The organism is Veillonella sp. oral taxon 158, assembly GCF_018376515.1.
In the GTDB taxonomy this organism is placed as follows: domain Bacteria; phylum Bacillota; class Negativicutes; order Veillonellales; family Veillonellaceae; genus Veillonella; species Veillonella rogosae.
The window spans coordinates 44,547-60,877 of record NZ_JAHABE010000012.1 but is presented as its reverse complement, the minus strand read 5'-3'; the positions used below and the strand labels follow the sequence as shown (position 1 = coordinate 60,877).

Genomic DNA, 16,331 nt, shown 5'->3' with positions numbered 1-16,331 from the left:
ATTACAAGGGTTAATTGATGTTTTCACCCACACTTTTTGTCCACCCTCAAACTTCTCCAAAAAAAGATTAAACCCTTATAACACTAGTAAATATCTAGTATTATAAGGGTTTTTACACACACTTTTTGTCCTATAAGCCAAAAAGGACCCTCCAAAGAGAGTCCTTAGTCTGTATTGTTATGCTATTAAGCGTTTTTAGCTACTTCAACAAGTTTAGCGAATGCTGCTGCATCGTTAACTGCCAAGTCAGCCAACATTTTACGGTTAACTTCAACGCCTGCTTTAGCCAAACCAGCGATGAAACGGCTGTAAGTTGTGCCATTGATGCGAGCCGCTGCGTTGATACGAGCGATCCACAATTGACGGAATTCGCGTTTTTTAGCACGACGGTCACGACGAGCGTAATACAACGCTTTCATTACTGTTTCGTTAGCTTTTTTGAACAAACGGGAACGTGTACCGCGGTAACCTTTAGCTAATTTTAAAATCTTTTTATGACGTGCATGAGCTGTAACGCCCTTTTTCACTCTTGCCATTGTATATTCCTCCTAAATTGCGATGTTATCAATCTAATAGTTAACGATTAAGCGTATGGTAAGCATTTAGCTACGCGTTTGTGGTCAGCTTTTGCAACCAATGTAGCTTTACGTAAATTACGTTTACGAGCTGGAGATTTTTTCTCAAGAATGTGGCTTTTGAAAGCTTTTGCACGCTTGAATTCACCAGTACCAGTTACTGCGAAACGTTTAGCCGCTGCGCGACGAGTTTTAATTTTTGGCATAATTATAATCCTCCCAATACCTTATTTACTTACTAAAATCATGGTCATGTTACGACCTTCTAATTTAGCTGCTTTTTCAATAGACGCTGTTTCTTTGAGTTCTTCAGCGAAACGTGTCAATACTGCCATGCCAAGTTCTGGATGTGAAAGTTCACGACCGCGGAACATGATAGTTACTTTTACTTTGTTACCTTCACCCAAGAATTTGGATGCGTTTTTCATTTTTACGTAAAAGTCATGGTCTTCAATATGTGGACGTAACTTAACTTCTTTTAAAGTTACGATTTTTTGTTTCTTTTTCGCTTCTTTCTCGCGTTTTTGTTGTTCATAACGATATTTACCGTAGTTCATAATACGAGCTACCGGTGGTTTAGCGTTAGGTGCAATTTCCACAAGATCAAGATGCTTTTCTTCAGCCAATGCCAATGCCTCACGGCCAGACATAATGCCGATTTGTTCGTTTTCAGGACCTACGACACGAAGTTCACGAGCACGAATTTCTTCATTAATGCGTGGTGTATCCTTGCTAATAGCGTTCACCTCCAAGAGAATAAAAAAAACGGACGGCAAACACCATCCGAATAGAATTCTCTATATTAACCTCATACTTCATGGTATTAGGTGAGTGGCGGATGGCCTCTGCTTCATAAATTACTTAATTATAATAACAAATAGACTGGTGAAAGTCAACAAAAAATATTGAGCTTTTAACAATGAATTTGTTATTACAACTCTTATAGTATAACAGACATTATAAATTCTGTATATAGGTATACTTACTGACACCGCTCTCTCTGTATGTATACAATATTCTTATAAATTATACAACTAATTCTATAGAAAATACGATACAATAATATTTATAGAATAGTCTAGCTGATATAGTGTACTTTATAGAATAGCGTATATTATAGGATGGTGTACTTTGTAGAATAGTATACTTTATAGGATAGTCTAGTTTATATAGTTTACCTTATTTATTATTATACAGTAATAGGTATTACACAAATTGAAAGGAGTTTTATTATGAGTGCGACAAACAGTTCCCCTCCTCAAAAGGCACGTACAACTGCTCAAAATATTGGTCTTATTCTATCTTTCATCGTTCTAGGTGGCATTTTATTATTACCTACACCTGAAACCTTATCTACTGGTGGCCATCGTATGATTGGTGTCCTTGCCTTTGCTATTATTTTATGGATGACTTCAGCTGTATCCTATCCTGTAAGTGCCACTATGATTACGGCCCTCACCGCCTTATTATTAGGTTTCTCACCAAATCCAGAGGCACCGGCTAAGGCGATGGGTACAGCCAACGCTTTAAAACTTATTATTTCTGGCTATTCCTCCCCTGCCATGATTCTCGTAGGTGCCGCTATGTTTATCTCTGTAGCTATGCGTAAAACAGGACTTGATCGTCGAATTGCCATGATGGTTTTATCTAGTGTAGGCACGAAGGTTAGCCGTATTTATTTAGGTGTTATTATTACAGGTCTTATCCTTGCTTTCTTTGTTCCAAGTGCGACGGCTCGTATTGCTTGCTTGGCACCAATTATTATTGGTATTGTCGAAAACTTAGGTATTGAACGTAAAAGCCGTGTAGCAGCTCTTCTCATGGTAGGTGCCATACAGGCAGATACATTCTGGAACATCATGATTCAAACGGCAGCGGCCCAAAACCTTGTGGCTGTTGGCTTTATGCAAACACAAATGAAAAGTGCTGTAAGTTGGATTGATTGGCTCACTGCAGCTGCTCCGTTCTCCATTATCATGGTTATTATCACCTACTTTGTAACGCAAGCTTTTATTAAACCTGAGTTTAAAGAGCTCGTAGGTGGTGATGTACAGCTCGCAAAAATGCGTGAAGCAATTGGTCCTATGTCCTTTGACGAAAAGAAATTATTATGTATTTCTATCGCCCTACTTGCATTGTGGGCTACAGGTGGCAAATTACACTCTATCGATACTACAACTACAACAATTGTAGCCATCGCTTTATTCTTCTTTCCTAAGATCGGTATTATGGACTGGAAATTTGCCCAACCAAATATCGACTGGGGTTCTATTGTAATGTTTGGTGCAGGCATTGGTCTTGGTGCAGTATTACTAAAAACAAAAGCCGCTACATGGCTTGCTCAAGTATTTGTTAATGCATTCTCCCTCGAAACAGCGAGCGTATTCATTTTAATTGCTGTAATGGCTGCATTCCTTATTGTTATCCATTTAGGCTTTGCCTCTGCTACAGCTCTATCCTCCGCGATGATTCCAATTGTAATCTCTATCGTTATGAGCCATAGCGCAGAAGGACTTAACCCTTTAGGAGTAACAATGCTCATGCAATATGCGATCTGCTTTGGTCTAGTATTACCAGTAAACTCGCCACAAGGCATGCTAGCTTATGGTACAGATACATTTGATGTAAAAACATTTATGACTACAGGCATTCCATTGACTATCATCGGCTATGTAATGATGCTCATATTCGCACTTACATACTGGCACTGGATTGGAATTGCTTAACATTAATAAACTAAAAAAATCCTACAATTTCTGATTTCCGGAAATTGTAGGATTTTTAATTGTATTAGATTACTTTTCCTATTCTAGTTCCTTACCTTTTAGTTCAGGGATCAAGAATACTGTTGCTAGGATGTCGATTACATAGATAATCGCAAGGAAGGCGATTGCCACTTGGTAGGAGTACATAGAGATAATCATACCCACCACCATTGGGCTAAAGCCACCTACAGCACGACCGATATTAAATAATACGTTTTGAGCTGTTGCACGAGCACTTGTTGGGTACGCTTCTGCCATCAAGGCACCGTAGCCACCCATCATACCGTTTACAGAGGCACCTAGAATAGCGCCAGCAAATAGCATCGCTGTTGGATCAGATAATTGGGAGTAAATCAAAATAGAAGCTACAGCACATACTTGGAACAGGATAAATGTAGGTTTACGACCAAGTTTATCCGCTAATCGTCCGAATAACCAAATACCAACCATCATGCCGCATACTGTAACGGCAGTCCATAAACCAGATTTAGTAAGGGAGAAACCTAATTGCTTACTCAAGAAGTTAGGTAACCAGATCATAATACCGTAGTACCCAAAGTTCTGAACGGATGTTAAGATAGCCACACCAATTGATGTTTTCGTAGTGGCTGCGTCTTTCACAAGTAATTTAAAGGATTCACTATGGGAATGTTCATTTACCTCTTTGCTTTGTACAAAGATTTCTGGTTCGTGTAGTTTCGCACGGAAGAACCAGGCCACAAAGGCAGGAATAATACCAACCATAAACATGCCGCGCCATCCGATGTAAGGAATTAATAACGGTGTTAATAATGCAGCAGCCAATACGCCTAATTGCCAGCCAAGAGCAACATAGCTTGTCGCTTTTGCACGGTGTTTCGCAGGCCACGCTTCAGCAGCTAATGCCATACCGATACCAAATTCACCACCTAAACCAATACCAGCGATTGTACGGTAAATAAGTAGATCCCAATAGCCTTGAGCAAAGGCACAGAGTCCAGTAAATACGGCAAAGAGTACGATAGTCCACGTTAAGACGCGAACACGGCCATATTTATCCGATAAGGTACCAAAAACGAAGCCACCTAATACAGCGCCAATTAAGGTCCACGTAACTAACGAACCAGCTTGTCCCGTAGACAAACCTAAATCCCCTGATATCAAGGTTAGCATAAAGCCTAGAATCAAGAGATCAAAACCATCCATGGCATAGCCGACAGAAGAACCAATGACAGCTTTCCAGCCGTATGAATTTACATCTTTCATAGTTTTTTCCTTTCGCTACTCACAGGTAACAATTAAAGAGAATATAAGTCAACTTAATATTCGTACTAAGTTCACTAACATTAAATTATACAGCTTAGTGAAAATTATGCAATATATATTTCTTAATCTTCTGAATTATTTAATTGTCTAAAAACTTTATTTAGAGGAAAACAAAAAGGTAAGGTTTGGTTCACTTAGTGAGAACCAAACCCTACCTTTTATAGAGTCATCAGAAATAACTAATCCCTTTAAGGTTAGTTACGTTCTTTGATTTCGATTTTAATAGAATTGAAGAATTCTTCAAATGGTACGGAACCTAATTCGTCACCACCGTGTTTACGAACGTTAACTGTACCTTCTTCAACTTCTTTATCACCCACAACAAGCATGTATGGAACTTTTGCCATTTGTGCTTGGCGGATTTTATAGCCAATTTTTTCGCTACGATCATCCACTTCTACACGTACATAGTCGCGGTGCATTTGTTTTGCCAATTCTTTAGCATATTCAACATGTTTTTCAGAGATAGGCAAGATTTTAACTTGTACAGGAGCCATCCAAGTTGGGAATGCGCCTGCATAGTGTTCAGTTAAAATACCGATGAAACGTTCCATGGAGCCGAAGCATGCACGGTGAATCATGATAGGACGGTGTTTTTGACCATCTTCGCCAACGTAATCAATTTGGAAGCGTTCAGGCAAGTTCATATCCAATTGGATAGTACCACATTGCCATGTACGGCCTAAGGAGTCTTCGATATGGTAGTCAAGTTTAGGACCGTAGAATGCGCCATCGCCAGGGTTAATTACGTAAGGAATACCTTTGGCTTCGATAGCATTACGCAATGCTTCTGTAGCGGCTTCCCAAATTGCATCATCACCCATTGCATTGTCTGGTTTAGTAGACAATTCAACATGGTATTTCAAACCAAATTGGCTGTAAATCCGGTCGAATAATTCAATAACTTTCATCAATTCAGATTGCATTTGATCTGGCAACATGAATACATGAGCATCGTCTTGAGTAAAGGCACGTACGCGGAACAAGCCATGTAATGCACCAGATAATTCATGACGGTGAACTAAACCAAGTTCAGCATAACGCAATGGGAAGTCACGATAGGAATGCATTTCGTTTTGGTAAACCAAGATACCACCTGGGCAGTTCATTGGTTTAATTGCATATTCTTCATCATCGATAATTGTAGTGTACATGTTTTCACGGTAATGGAACCAGTGACCAGATGTTTCCCACAATTGTTTATTTAAGATGATTGGTGTACGAATTTCTTCGTAATCAAATTCATGGTGAACTTCACGCCAGAAGTTTTCCAATTCGTTGCGAAGTGCCATACCTTTTGGTAAGAAGAATGGGAATCCAGGGCCTTCTTCTTTGATAACGAACAAGCCTAGTTCTTTACCAAGTTTACGGTGGTCACGTTTAGCTGCTTCTTCAAGCAAGTGAAGGTATGCATCAAGTTCTTCTTTCTTTTCAAATGCTGTACCGTAAATACGTTGCAACATTTTATTCTTTTCATCGCCGCGCCAGTATGCACCTGCAATACTTTGTAATTTGAAAGCTTTTACCTTACCAGTGGATGCCACGTGAGGGCCTGCACAAAGATCGATGAAATCGCCTTGAGAGTAGCAAGAGATAACAGCATCTTCAGGAAGATCTTCAATCAATTCTACCTTGTAGTCTTCGTTTTTAGATTTGAAGAACTCGATAGCTTCTTGACGAGACATTACAGATTTAGTAATTGGCAAGTTTTCTTTAACAATACGGCTCATTTCCTTTTCGATTTTGCCTAAATCTTCAGGAGTCAAAGTATGTTCCATATCGATATCATAGTAGAAGCCTTTATCGATAGCAGGACCGATAGCCAATTTAGCTTCAGGCCATAAGCGTTTAACCGCTTGAGCCAAAATATGAGAAGCTGTGTGGCGTAAAGTATGTTTACCGCCATCTTCTTCGAATGTTAAGAAAGCTACTTCAGAACCATCTACGAGTTCTTCGCGAAGGTCTGTTAATTCACCATTTACGTTAGCAGCTAGTACTTTTTTAGCCAAGCTGTTAGATAGTTGTTTTACTGCTTCCCCAAGAGTAGTGCCAGCAGCGTATTCCTTTGCACTACCATCAGGTAAAATGATTTTTACATCTGCCATTTTTCTTTCCTCCAATTTATACACTAGGATAGTTGGATTTTAGTAATAAAAAAAGACCCTCTATCCCTACAAACAAGGGACGAAGATCATTCGCGGTTCCACCCTAGTTAACTACCTATACAAATATATATGTATAGTAATTCACTTCATTAAGCCCGATAACGGTGGCAGCCGTATTTGCCTACTTAGGTTCGACAAATCAGTTTAAAGGGGGTAACTCTAATATATGTGTAAGGCATTTCCAGCATCAGCCTCTCTCTGGCACACAGGGATATGAGAATCATGTCCTTTGCATCACTTTTACTAGATTATAGTATCATAGAGAATTAAAAAATTCAATACAGTTTAACTGTAAATTTTAGAAAATCTATAAATTAATGAAACGCCTTTAAACACACCATATAAAAACGGCCCGATATAACTGATATGTACCCCCTTTACGGGTTGTCCATTAAAAGGGGTACATATCAAACTCGAGCCATTTATTAAGATTATCATATATACGCTAACCAATGTGGCTGTACTATAGCACACTGTACATAGGCTAGATTATTAGCGTTTGAAGTTTGTAGATAACATAGCACCAATTACTTTTTCCAACTTACTATTGGAAAGATCTGGGCCTTTGTAAAGTGTTAAGAGCACATCATTGGAGTTATCTTGTTTAGAAACCATCATAACACCACTGCCACGAGCACCATTATCGTCGTAATCTTTCGCTACGATAACGAGGTTTAAGTAATGGTCCTTCATGTATGTGTACACTTTGCTGGTACGTGCAGAGGAACCAATCATTTTCGCCATGCTCATACCACGATTAAATACGATTGTATTTGCATTATGTGGATTTGCCGCTAATTGTTGTTTCTCCTCTTCATTGAGAGGCATAAGGTTTACCATGAGGGAATCACCCATTTTGCCACGGAACATAGCTGGCATTGTTTCCCGTACGTCTTCTGGAATAGCAGTATCAGCCGTCAATTTCAATTCCTTAGGTACAGTCATGTATAGAACGCCCTTGCTATTGCGACCTACCTCTGTTGTACTAAGGTCTACGGCGCTAAGCATAATGGAATCTTTAATGGTTGCTACTTGATTTGCCAATGGCTTTTCAGGAATGCCACGGCTCGCCAATTGCACATCGCCAGCTTTAGTTTTTTTCAACGTTTCTACGTTCCAGTTAGCCCCTTTTTTGTCAGCATCGCTAGCTTCTGTGAAAGCATTCGCCCCATCTTTTGTGCCTACATATACGTAAGTTTGCGCTGGGATAATTGTATCTGGTGCACCTAATTTATTGAATGCTGCACCGTATACAACATTAGGAATTACTGTGGAACCAATTTGTAGATTATTATTGGTTTGGCTTTCCACATCAAAATTGATATTCCCTGTGAAAGTCATATCAGGGCCATGATTGATAATAACCACATCCCCTGCTTGAGGAATGATGACAGGACCTACAGGGCCTGCCATAGCCACACCTGCCATAGATACACCAAGGCAAGCTGTTAATAATGCACGTTTCAAAATAGATTGTTTCATAGATATACTCTCATTTCTCTACTATTCATATACTTGGTTCTAGTTGTATGCCCTATAAGATGCTGTAACAGACTTACATAGGTGCACACTAGATATAGATAAAACCAACAATATACTTAATTTTCGATAGTGACATAATCAGATAAACTACGTAATACGTCAATAGCCAATGACCGCGTAGAGGGCGTACAGCGCAACATGCACCGCCCACTTGTATCTACAGAGGTCATAACACCTAAGTATTCATAGCCTTCAATGATACGATTGATGAAGTTCGTATGTGTAGGATCTATATGAAAGTACACATACGCTTCCTCTCCGGAGGTCGGTAAGTCAGGTACATCTGGAAATGCACCGATAGATTTACTCGGTTCTAAAGCTGTATCACTCATAAAGGCCCTCCTTCAAAGCTGCTCCATATATCTCTTACTGTTATAATCTAAACACCATTGTTAATGTAACTACTACTCAAATGTAAGATTTTTTATATTAGTATATGTAAGCTATTAATCCTCTTTAGGTTTGCACTCACGGCGCATCATGGAGTACGGCTCAAGTGGTGTATCCATATAGATACGAACCTTCATTTGCGCATGAGGTGCCACGTCGATAGGATTACCATCTTCGTCTGTCATTTTTTCAATTACAGTTTCTACAAGGTCTCCTTTAGGTTGGCAGAATTCTACTTTATCGCCTACTTTGAAGTTGTTCCGTTGTTCAAGATCAACGTATTTTTCTTCTTCATTGTAGCCCATAACTAAGCCGATGAAGTCATGGCTTTGTGTATTAGTAGATTTGCCATAGTTTTGAGCCGTTTCGTCAGGACGACCTTCTGCAAAGCCATCTGTATATGGACGGTGGGAAATTTTTTCTAATTCTGCAATCCATTCTGGACGAACGTACCAATCTTTACCTTCTTTAAGGTATGCATCAATCGCTGTACGGTATACTTTCGCTACTGTTGCACAGTAGTGAACAGATTTCATACGACCTTCAATTTTTAGGCTATCTACGCCAGCTTCGTATAAATCTGGAATGCGGTGAATCAAGCACAAATCTTTAGAGTTAAAGATATATGTACCATGCTCATCTTCTTCAATTGGATAATATTCACCAGGTCGGTTGGATTCCACAAGGGAATATTTCCAACGACAAGATTGAGAGCATTGACCGCGGTTCGCATCACGGTTGCCTGTCATGTAGTTAGACAAAAGGCAACGGCCAGAGTAAGAAATACACATGGAGCCATGTACGAAGGATTCGATTTCGATATCTACATTATCCTTCATTTCTTTAAGGTCTGCTAAAGATACTTCGCGAGCTGCTACGACGCGTGTAGCACCTAGCTCTTTCCACATTTGAACTGTGTGCCAGTTTGTAGTGGAAGCTTGGGTACTCACGTGAAGTTCAAGACCTGGAGCCACGCGTTTAGCAAGGCTAAAAATGCCCATATCGGCAACGATGATTGCATCAACGCCGATACTTTCAAGGAATTTCAAATAGTCCTCTAAACCTTCAAAGTCCTCGTTGTGAGGAATGATATTACATGTAACATGGAGTTTTTTACCATGAGCATGTACGAATTCTACAGCCTCCTTTAATTCCTCGTCGGAAAAATTAGAGTTACCTGCGCGCAAGCCAAAACGTTTGCCTGCGCAATATACGGCATCCGCACCATAGCGAATCGCCATTTTAAGCTTGTCCATATTCCCTGCAGGACAAAGCAATTCCATAAAATGTTCTGCCATTATTTGTTGTGCCCTTTCCACACACTCACACTCATGCCATCACCCATAGGGTAAATGGTGGTGTTAAACAATTCTTTATTTTCAACATATGTTAAGTATTCTTTTAACCGTTTTACGATAGTTTTGAACCGTTTTGGCGGCTCCTTATCGCCCCTTACATAGCCTCTAAAGAGTACATTGTCTGCTAGGATAACGCCTCCTTCTTTCACATGAGGCAAAATGAGCTCTAATTGCTTTAGATATTGCCCCTTAGGACCATCTAAGAACACTAGATCATATTCCCCAGTGAGTTCCGTTAAGACTTGAGATGCATCGCCTTTCAACAATGTAATTTTATCGGCATAATCGGATTGGTTAATATAATATTTCGCCATTTCGTGACGCACATCATCTAATTCAATAGATGTAATGTGTCCCTCCTCTTTATCGAGTAGCGGAGCCATCAATAAAGCTGAGTAACCAATGGCGGTGCCCACCTCTAACACAGAGGTGGGCCGGTACAAACCTATTAATTCTTCAAATAGATGAACCTCGGATTCACGTAAAATCGGTACATCATTAATCATCGCATAAATACGCTGTTCATTTAAAATATTATTTAATGTCATGAAAGTAGATTCAATCTCCTACATTATTTATTGCTATTACCAGTAGGCACGTTGACCGTAGATCGATCAACCGATTCAGCTGGTTTCACTTCAATATGCGGTACCTCTTGTGTACTTGGAGCTACATACGGAGTCGTTTCTGGTGCACGATTAGTAGTCGGTACATAAGTATTATTACTGCTATTACTATAAGATGGAGTAGCTGGTGTAACTTGAGTTGGTGTTTGATTTTGTGTTGGAGCAGGTACAGGAGCTGGAACCTCAGCTGCTGGAACAGTTGTTGGCGTGTATTTATACGTAGGTTCGACGTCAACATATTGAGAATCTGCTTCCACCGCTTCTGCAGAACTATAGTTATAGTCAGGCTCTGTAGTTGCTACTGCTACGTCATAGTTAGGACCTGCTTGTGCGGCGATTTCTGTAGTTGCAGAAGGAGTCGCACTTGTTGCAGTATCAGCACCATAAATCTTATTAACTTCCGCTAAATGCTCTTCGTATGTTTTAGAGAAGTGATTATGACCTTCTTTATCTGCTACAAAGTACAAGTAATCTGTATTTTCAGAATGTAATACTGCGTCTAAAGATTTTTTACCAGGGTTAGCAATCGGTCCTGGTGGTAAGCCTTTAGATACATATGTATTATATGGACTTTGTAGTTGAGTATCACCAATTGTTACGTTTTCTTTTGCGTAACCAAGTACATAGGAAATGGTCGCATCAGATTGTAATGGAATACCATGAGCCAAACGCTTTTTAAACACACCCGCAATAGTAGGACGATCGGCATCAAATAGAGACTCACGTTCAACAATAGATGCTAATGTAACAAAGTCATGAATGCTCATGTGCTGCGCTTGAATTTGTTTCTTTACAGCCGGTGTAAGGTAACGATTCATTTCATCAGCCATCATCTGAATAACTTCACGAGGCGTAGCTCCTACAGGAATTTCATAAGTACTTGGGAACAAGAACCCTTCCACCGGATATGTAGCAGGTCTTGTACCTTTCATATATGGATATGGTACAAAGGTCTTTGCTTCTGCTAAGAAATCCTTTGCCTTCATGATTTGATTTTTTTCAAGAACGATTGCAATATCACCAACTGTGTATCCTTCAGGAATTGTAACACGAATAGATTCTACATGACCTTCTTGTAATAAAGAAATGAGTTCGCGCACAGTTACCTTATTAGGGATTTGGTAGTGCCCAGTTTGGAGTTTGTCATTAGTACCGCTCAAGTACAACCAAAGTTTAAAACCTTGGGTAGAACGGATAAGACCTCTTTCAAAGAGCATATCTGCAATTTCAGAGCCCGTTTGACCCTTTTCAATAACTAAAACTTGGGTACCATCATCTTGAGCGAAGGTATTAGGTATCAGGTATAGTGCACCAAGACCACCGCCAACAATCAATACACCAACAATAGCAAGAATTAGAATATATCTTAAGGCTTTTCTCACGACCTTGAGTTCCTTTCTGTAACATAACAGTATATATCACTTTATTATACCATAAACTCTATATTTCCCCTACACAAAAGGGTATTAATCACCTTGTTTCCCTCTGCTTATGTGATATATCAATTATAGTTTTTTGTCATGCTAATAATATGAATGAACACCTTAGTTTATAATTCAATACTAACTATCTCCAAACATAAAAATAGCGCATTGCTCTACGCAATACGCTAGATTTATGTTTAAAGACGATTATTCGTCTTCACCCATTTCTTCATACAATTTTACTAGAGTTTCAAAAACTTCATCTTCTTCATCTAAAGGTACGTATTCTTCTACGCCTTCTTCATTTTTTTCGATGCTAGCCAAGATCATGTATGTGTCATCTTGACCTTCGTGGTCTGCATCTTCGTCTTGTACATGTACAAGAACTGCATACTCACGACCTTCATGGTTTAGAACAACATCTTCTGTGAAGTATTGTTTATTGCCGTTTTCATCTTCGAATTCTAAATAATACACTTCACCTTCAAAGTTTTGGTCAACCATTGGAACCCTCCTTGTGGAAAAAAAGATTTATTTATTGAACTGCAAGCGATCTAAGTATCCTTGCAAAATTACAACCGCTGCCATTTTATCAATAACGGATTTACGCTTTTTACGACTTACGTCAGCTGCAATGAGTTGGCGTTCAGCCATAACCGTAGATAACCGCTCATCCCAATATGAAACAGGTAAATCGATGACTTCTTTCATCTTTTCAACGAATTCTTCAGTCTTTTCAGCTCGTTCACCTTTTGTACCATTCATATTCTTCGGCATACCTACTACAAGTTCATGTACTTCATATTCAGCAATGAGTTCTTGTAAGCGATTAAAATCTTTTTCAAGAGATGTTCTACGAATGGTTTCAATACCTTGTGCAGTCATGAGCAGTGCATCGCTACAGGCAATACCGATAGTACGGCTGCCCACGTCTAATGACATAATTCTCATTATAATTGTTTAGCCTTTGCGTATTCTTTCAACAATTCCTCAATCAAGTCATCTCGCTCTAAGCGACGAATATCAGAACGTGCATTATTATAACTAGTGATGTACGCTGGGTCACCAGAGATTAGATAACCTAAAATTTGATTGATTGGATTGTAACCTTTTTCTTGAATAGATTGATAAACACGAGTAAGCACTTCTTCTGCTGTCATCGGTTCATCGTCTACTTTACGGAATAGCATGGTTTCATCAGAAACTTTCATCGTATCCCTCCTTTTTATTACATTGGCGGGCTTCACTTGTAAAAGTGAAACCTCGCCTACTATTATACTTGAATCAAAGGTACATAGTCATTAACTTTTTATGCATTATGAATTTTTTCTATAACAGGTAGAAATATAATTATAAAATTATATGCCTATTGTAATATAGATGTTAATTCATCACCACCAGCTTTTAATGCTTGCATCAATTTAGCTGGTTCCTTACCGCCTGCTTGAGCCATATCTGGACGACCGCCGCCATTACCACCAGCTACTTGAGCCGCAGCTTTTACGATGTTACCAGCTTTTGCACCTTTAGCAACAACGTCTTTAGATACTTTACATACAAAGTTAACTTTATCGTCACCCATAGCAGCACCTACGAGGACTACGCCAGAGCCATTTAATTGATCAAGGCCCATATCCGCTAAGTCACGTAATTCATCGATAGAGGATGCTTTTACAGCAGCCGCTACAAATGCAACATCGCCAATCATGACTTTACCAGCAATGATATCCGCAGCACCTGCAGCAGAAACTTCTTTACGAATTTGTTCTAATTCTTTAGCAGTTTCTTTAGCTTCTGCCAACACTTGATGTAGACGTTCTTCTACTTGAGGTGCTTTAGTTTTAAGCTCGCCCGCCATGCGTTCGATGGTCAAACGATCTTGTTTAGCTGCATCGAGAGCTGCACGACCAGTAATAGCTTCAATACGACGTACGCCGGAACCGATACCAGCTTCAGAAGTTAAACGGAAGGAGCCTACGAAGGCAGTATTACCTACGTGAGAACCGCCGCATAATTCAACGGAGAAGCCTGGAACCTCTACAACGCGAACTACGTCGCCATATTTATCACCAAAGAGTGCCATCGCACCTTTTTCTTTTGCTTCGTCCATGGACATTTCAGCAATAGCAAGATCAGTAGCTTTAAGTACCTCTTCATTTACAAGGGCTTCGATTTGATCAAGTTCCTCTTGTGTTACAGGAGAGAAATGAGTGAAGTCGAAACGCAAGTAATCTGGCGTTACTAAGGAGCCAGCTTGGTTAACATGGTCGCCTAAAATTTGTTTCAAAGCCGCATGTAACAAATGAGTTGCTGTATGGTTACGAGCCATTGCAGATCGACGGTTTGTATCTACTTCAAGAGCTACATCATCCCCTTCAGAGATGGAGCCTTCTACAACAGTACCGATATGGTATACTGTGCCTTCAGGTAAGCGTTTTGTGTTATGAACCTCTACTTTACCCATTGGGCCCACGATGAAGCCTGTATCACCTAATTGACCGCCTCCTTCTGCATGGAATGGAGTTGTGCGTACGATAATCGTAATTTCATCACCGTCAGCAGCTGTTTGTAAACGCTTAGCACCTTTACCTACCATCAATACAGAAGATGCTTTAACAGACTCATCTTCAAGAAGTTCTTCGTCTTTCAAGAAAGTAATGTCTGGTGTTGCTACCTTCGCATCTTCTTTAACACGAGCTTCACGAGCGCGTTCACGTTGCTCTTTCATAGCAACTTCGAAGCCCTCATGGTCGATTGTAAAACCACGTTCAGATGCGATTTCCTCTGTTAATTCCCAAGGGAATCCATAAGTATCATATAATTTGAATACTTCAGAACCAGGAACTACAGTTGCTTTTTCAGCAGCCAATGTGTCGATCAAGGAGTTCAATAACTCAAGACCTTGTTCCAATGTTTGGTTAAAGCGTTCTTCTTCGTTTTGAACTACCCGTTTAACGAAGTCTTTCTTCTCAGCAATGGATTTAATACCAGGGCCAAGAATATCTACTACTACATCAACTAGCGGTGTTAAGAAGATACCTTCAATACCTAATAAGCGACCATGACGTACAGCACGGCGCAAAATACGGCGCAATACATAACCGCGACCTTCGTTAGATGGCAATACACCATCGGAAATCAATGCCGTTACAGCACGAGCGTGGTCAGCAATAACTTTCAAAGATACATCGGTATTAGGATTATCGTTATAAGTAACACCAGCACGTTTTGCAGTAGCTTCGATAATTGGATAAATCAAATCTGTTTCGAAGTTAGTTCTGCAACCTTGCAATACAGAAGCCAATCGCTCAAGACCGGCGCCTGTATCAATATTTTTATGTTGTAATGGCTCATAGGAACCATCTGGCATTTTATTGAATTGAGTAAATACAAGGTTCCAGATTTCAAGGTAGCGATCGCAATCACAGCCTGGTGCACAGTTAGGATCATCACAACCATGTTCAGGACCTTGGTCAAAGAAGATTTCGCTATCTGGACCACATGGGCCTTCACCGATTTCCCAGAAGTTATCTTCTAAGCGAGAAATGTGGCTTTCTTCTACACCACACTCTTTATGCCAAGTATCATATGCCTCTTGGTCATCTGGATATACAGTAACGTATAATCTATTTTTATCGAGTTTAATAACCTCAGTTAAGAACTCCCATGCCCAATGGATAGCTTCTTTTTTGAAGTAATCACCAAAAGAGAAGTTACCAAGCATTTCAAAGAATGTATGGTGACGCGCTGTGCGACCTACGTTCTCAAGGTCACCTGTACGCATACATGTTTGGCTTGTTGTAATACGACGACAAGGAGGTACCAGTTTCCCTGTAAAGAAAGGCTTTAATGGCGCCATACCTGCCCCGATCAATAATAAAGATGGATCATTTTCTGGTATAAGAGAAAAAGTATCTAATTTTAAATGTCCTTTACTTTCAAAAAACTGCAAATATGCTTGACGCAGCTCATTACCCTTCATGTGTATATTCCTCCTAAAATTATTTACTCTTCATTATATCGTAAAAACGACATAAAATCTATTAAAAACATTGAGATTATGCGGAATTTACGGACTTTCACAATAGCAAATACAAGGATAGAATTCAATATTTCTAGAAATGAGAAAAAGAGGTTATACAAATCAACAGAACATAATTGATTCGTATAGCCTCTTTTAT

15 protein-coding genes and 1 other annotated feature are annotated in these 16,331 nt (G+C 39.6%); of the genes, 1 reads left to right on the top strand and 14 read right to left on the bottom strand.

The features are described from left to right. Positions 1-185: 185 nt before the first annotated feature. The 3 genes from rplT to infC are packed head-to-tail and all read right to left on the bottom strand — an operon-like array spanning position 186 to position 1,321. Positions 186-536 carry a 50S ribosomal protein L20 gene (gene rplT / locus KH364_RS07860; protein WP_004696335.1) on the bottom strand — a complete coding sequence of 117 codons (351 nt, stop codon included), beginning with the start codon at positions 534-536 and terminating at the stop codon, positions 186-188. 47 nt (positions 537-583) lie between these two features. Then, the gene (rpmI, locus tag KH364_RS07855) at positions 584-781 is read right to left on the bottom strand and encodes a 50S ribosomal protein L35 (RefSeq protein WP_004696338.1); all 198 of its coding nucleotides are present in this window, start codon (positions 779-781) and stop codon (positions 584-586) included. A gap of 21 nt (positions 782-802) precedes the next feature. Beyond that, positions 803-1,321 (bottom strand): translation initiation factor IF-3, encoded by a 519-nt coding sequence (infC, locus tag KH364_RS07850; RefSeq protein WP_005386139.1) that lies wholly within the window; start codon positions 1,319-1,321, stop codon positions 803-805. Between the two features lie 486 nt (positions 1,322-1,807). Here infC and KH364_RS07845 point away from each other — a divergent pair, with 486 nt between their 5' ends. After that, positions 1,808-3,301, top strand: a complete 1,494-nt coding sequence (locus tag KH364_RS07845; RefSeq protein ID WP_273299228.1) for a DASS family sodium-coupled anion symporter — start codon at positions 1,808-1,810, stop codon at positions 3,299-3,301. 78 nt (positions 3,302-3,379) lie between these two features. Here KH364_RS07845 and KH364_RS07840 read toward each other — a convergent pair whose 3' ends face one another. The 11 genes from KH364_RS07840 to alaS all read right to left on the bottom strand — a co-directional run bounded on the left by KH364_RS07840 (position 3,380) and on the right by alaS (position 16,132). Next, on the bottom strand, positions 3,380-4,585 hold the full coding sequence (locus KH364_RS07840; protein WP_105098734.1) for an MFS transporter: 1,206 nt from the start codon (positions 4,583-4,585) through the stop codon (positions 3,380-3,382). 254 nt (positions 4,586-4,839) lie between these two features. Beyond that, on the bottom strand, positions 4,840-6,750 hold the full coding sequence (gene thrS, locus KH364_RS07835) for a threonine--tRNA ligase (protein ID WP_273299227.1): 1,911 nt from the start codon (positions 6,748-6,750) through the stop codon (positions 4,840-4,842). 72 nt (positions 6,751-6,822) lie between these two features. Then, positions 6,823-7,054, bottom strand: a binding site (T-box leader). Between the two features lie 248 nt (positions 7,055-7,302). Then, entirely contained in the window at positions 7,303-8,292 is a 990-nt protein-coding gene (locus tag KH364_RS07830) for a hypothetical protein (protein ID WP_273299225.1), read from the bottom strand. 116 nt (positions 8,293-8,408) lie between these two features. Next, on the bottom strand, positions 8,409-8,684 hold the full coding sequence (locus KH364_RS07825; RefSeq protein ID WP_273299224.1) for a DUF4911 domain-containing protein: 276 nt from the start codon (positions 8,682-8,684) through the stop codon (positions 8,409-8,411). A 114-nt stretch (positions 8,685-8,798) separates the two neighbouring features. Then, entirely contained in the window at positions 8,799-10,040 is a 1,242-nt protein-coding gene (locus KH364_RS07820) for a U32 family peptidase (RefSeq protein ID WP_105081926.1), read from the bottom strand. After that, complete coding sequence (locus KH364_RS07815) at positions 10,040-10,648, bottom strand: O-methyltransferase (protein WP_105098738.1); 609 nt, start codon at positions 10,646-10,648, stop codon at positions 10,040-10,042. Before KH364_RS07815 ends, KH364_RS07820 begins: the two co-directional genes overlap by 1 nt. 23 nt (positions 10,649-10,671) lie before the next feature. Beyond that, the gene (mltG, locus tag KH364_RS07810; protein ID WP_273299222.1) at positions 10,672-12,108 is read right to left on the bottom strand and encodes an endolytic transglycosylase MltG; all 1,437 of its coding nucleotides are present in this window, start codon (positions 12,106-12,108) and stop codon (positions 10,672-10,674) included. Between the two features lie 249 nt (positions 12,109-12,357). Continuing rightward, positions 12,358-12,654 (bottom strand): DUF1292 domain-containing protein, encoded by a 297-nt coding sequence (locus KH364_RS07805; protein WP_009351240.1) that lies wholly within the window; start codon positions 12,652-12,654, stop codon positions 12,358-12,360. 27 nt (positions 12,655-12,681) lie between these two features. Next, positions 12,682-13,101: a Holliday junction resolvase RuvX gene (gene ruvX, locus KH364_RS07800; RefSeq protein ID WP_005386119.1), complete on the bottom strand. Its 420-nt coding sequence runs from the start codon at positions 13,099-13,101 to the stop codon at positions 12,682-12,684. Continuing rightward, positions 13,101-13,361: an IreB family regulatory phosphoprotein gene (locus KH364_RS07795; protein WP_009351224.1), complete on the bottom strand. Its 261-nt coding sequence runs from the start codon at positions 13,359-13,361 to the stop codon at positions 13,101-13,103. The genes ruvX and KH364_RS07795 overlap by 1 nt, the downstream gene beginning before the upstream one ends. Positions 13,362-13,516: 155 nt before the next feature. After that, complete coding sequence (alaS, locus tag KH364_RS07790) at positions 13,517-16,132, bottom strand: alanine--tRNA ligase (RefSeq protein WP_265138778.1); 2,616 nt, start codon at positions 16,130-16,132, stop codon at positions 13,517-13,519. Between the last annotated feature and the right edge of the window lie 199 nt (positions 16,133-16,331).

What these genes read in the sequence shown, in the direction of transcription:
- rplT (WP_004696335.1), bottom strand. Translation starts at nt 536, where the DNA reads ATGGCAAGAGTGAAAAAGGGCGTTACAGCTCATGCACGTCATAAAAAG.
- rpmI (WP_004696338.1), bottom strand. Translation starts at nt 781, where the DNA reads ATGCCAAAAATTAAAACTCGTCGCGCAGCGGCTAAACGTTTCGCAGTA.
- KH364_RS07845 (WP_273299228.1), top strand. Translation starts at nt 1,808, where the DNA reads ATGAGTGCGACAAACAGTTCCCCTCCTCAAAAGGCACGTACAACTGCT.
- KH364_RS07840 (WP_105098734.1), bottom strand. Translation starts at nt 4,585, where the DNA reads ATGAAAGATGTAAATTCATACGGCTGGAAAGCTGTCATTGGTTCTTCT.
- thrS (WP_273299227.1), bottom strand. Translation starts at nt 6,750, where the DNA reads ATGGCAGATGTAAAAATCATTTTACCTGATGGTAGTGCAAAGGAATAC.
- KH364_RS07830 (WP_273299225.1), bottom strand. Translation starts at nt 8,292, where the DNA reads ATGAAACAATCTATTTTGAAACGTGCATTATTAACAGCTTGCCTTGGT.
- KH364_RS07825 (WP_273299224.1), bottom strand. Translation starts at nt 8,684, where the DNA reads ATGAGTGATACAGCTTTAGAACCGAGTAAATCTATCGGTGCATTTCCA.
- KH364_RS07820 (WP_105081926.1), bottom strand. Translation starts at nt 10,040, where the DNA reads ATGGCAGAACATTTTATGGAATTGCTTTGTCCTGCAGGGAATATGGAC.
- KH364_RS07815 (WP_105098738.1), bottom strand. Translation starts at nt 10,648, where the DNA reads ATGACATTAAATAATATTTTAAATGAACAGCGTATTTATGCGATGATT.
- KH364_RS07805 (WP_009351240.1), bottom strand. Translation starts at nt 12,654, where the DNA reads ATGGTTGACCAAAACTTTGAAGGTGAAGTGTATTATTTAGAATTCGAA.
- ruvX (WP_005386119.1), bottom strand. Translation starts at nt 13,101, where the DNA reads ATGAGAATTATGTCATTAGACGTGGGCAGCCGTACTATCGGTATTGCC.
- KH364_RS07795 (WP_009351224.1), bottom strand. Translation starts at nt 13,361, where the DNA reads ATGAAAGTTTCTGATGAAACCATGCTATTCCGTAAAGTAGACGATGAA.
- alaS (WP_265138778.1), bottom strand. Translation starts at nt 16,132, where the DNA reads ATGAAGGGTAATGAGCTGCGTCAAGCATATTTGCAGTTTTTTGAAAGT.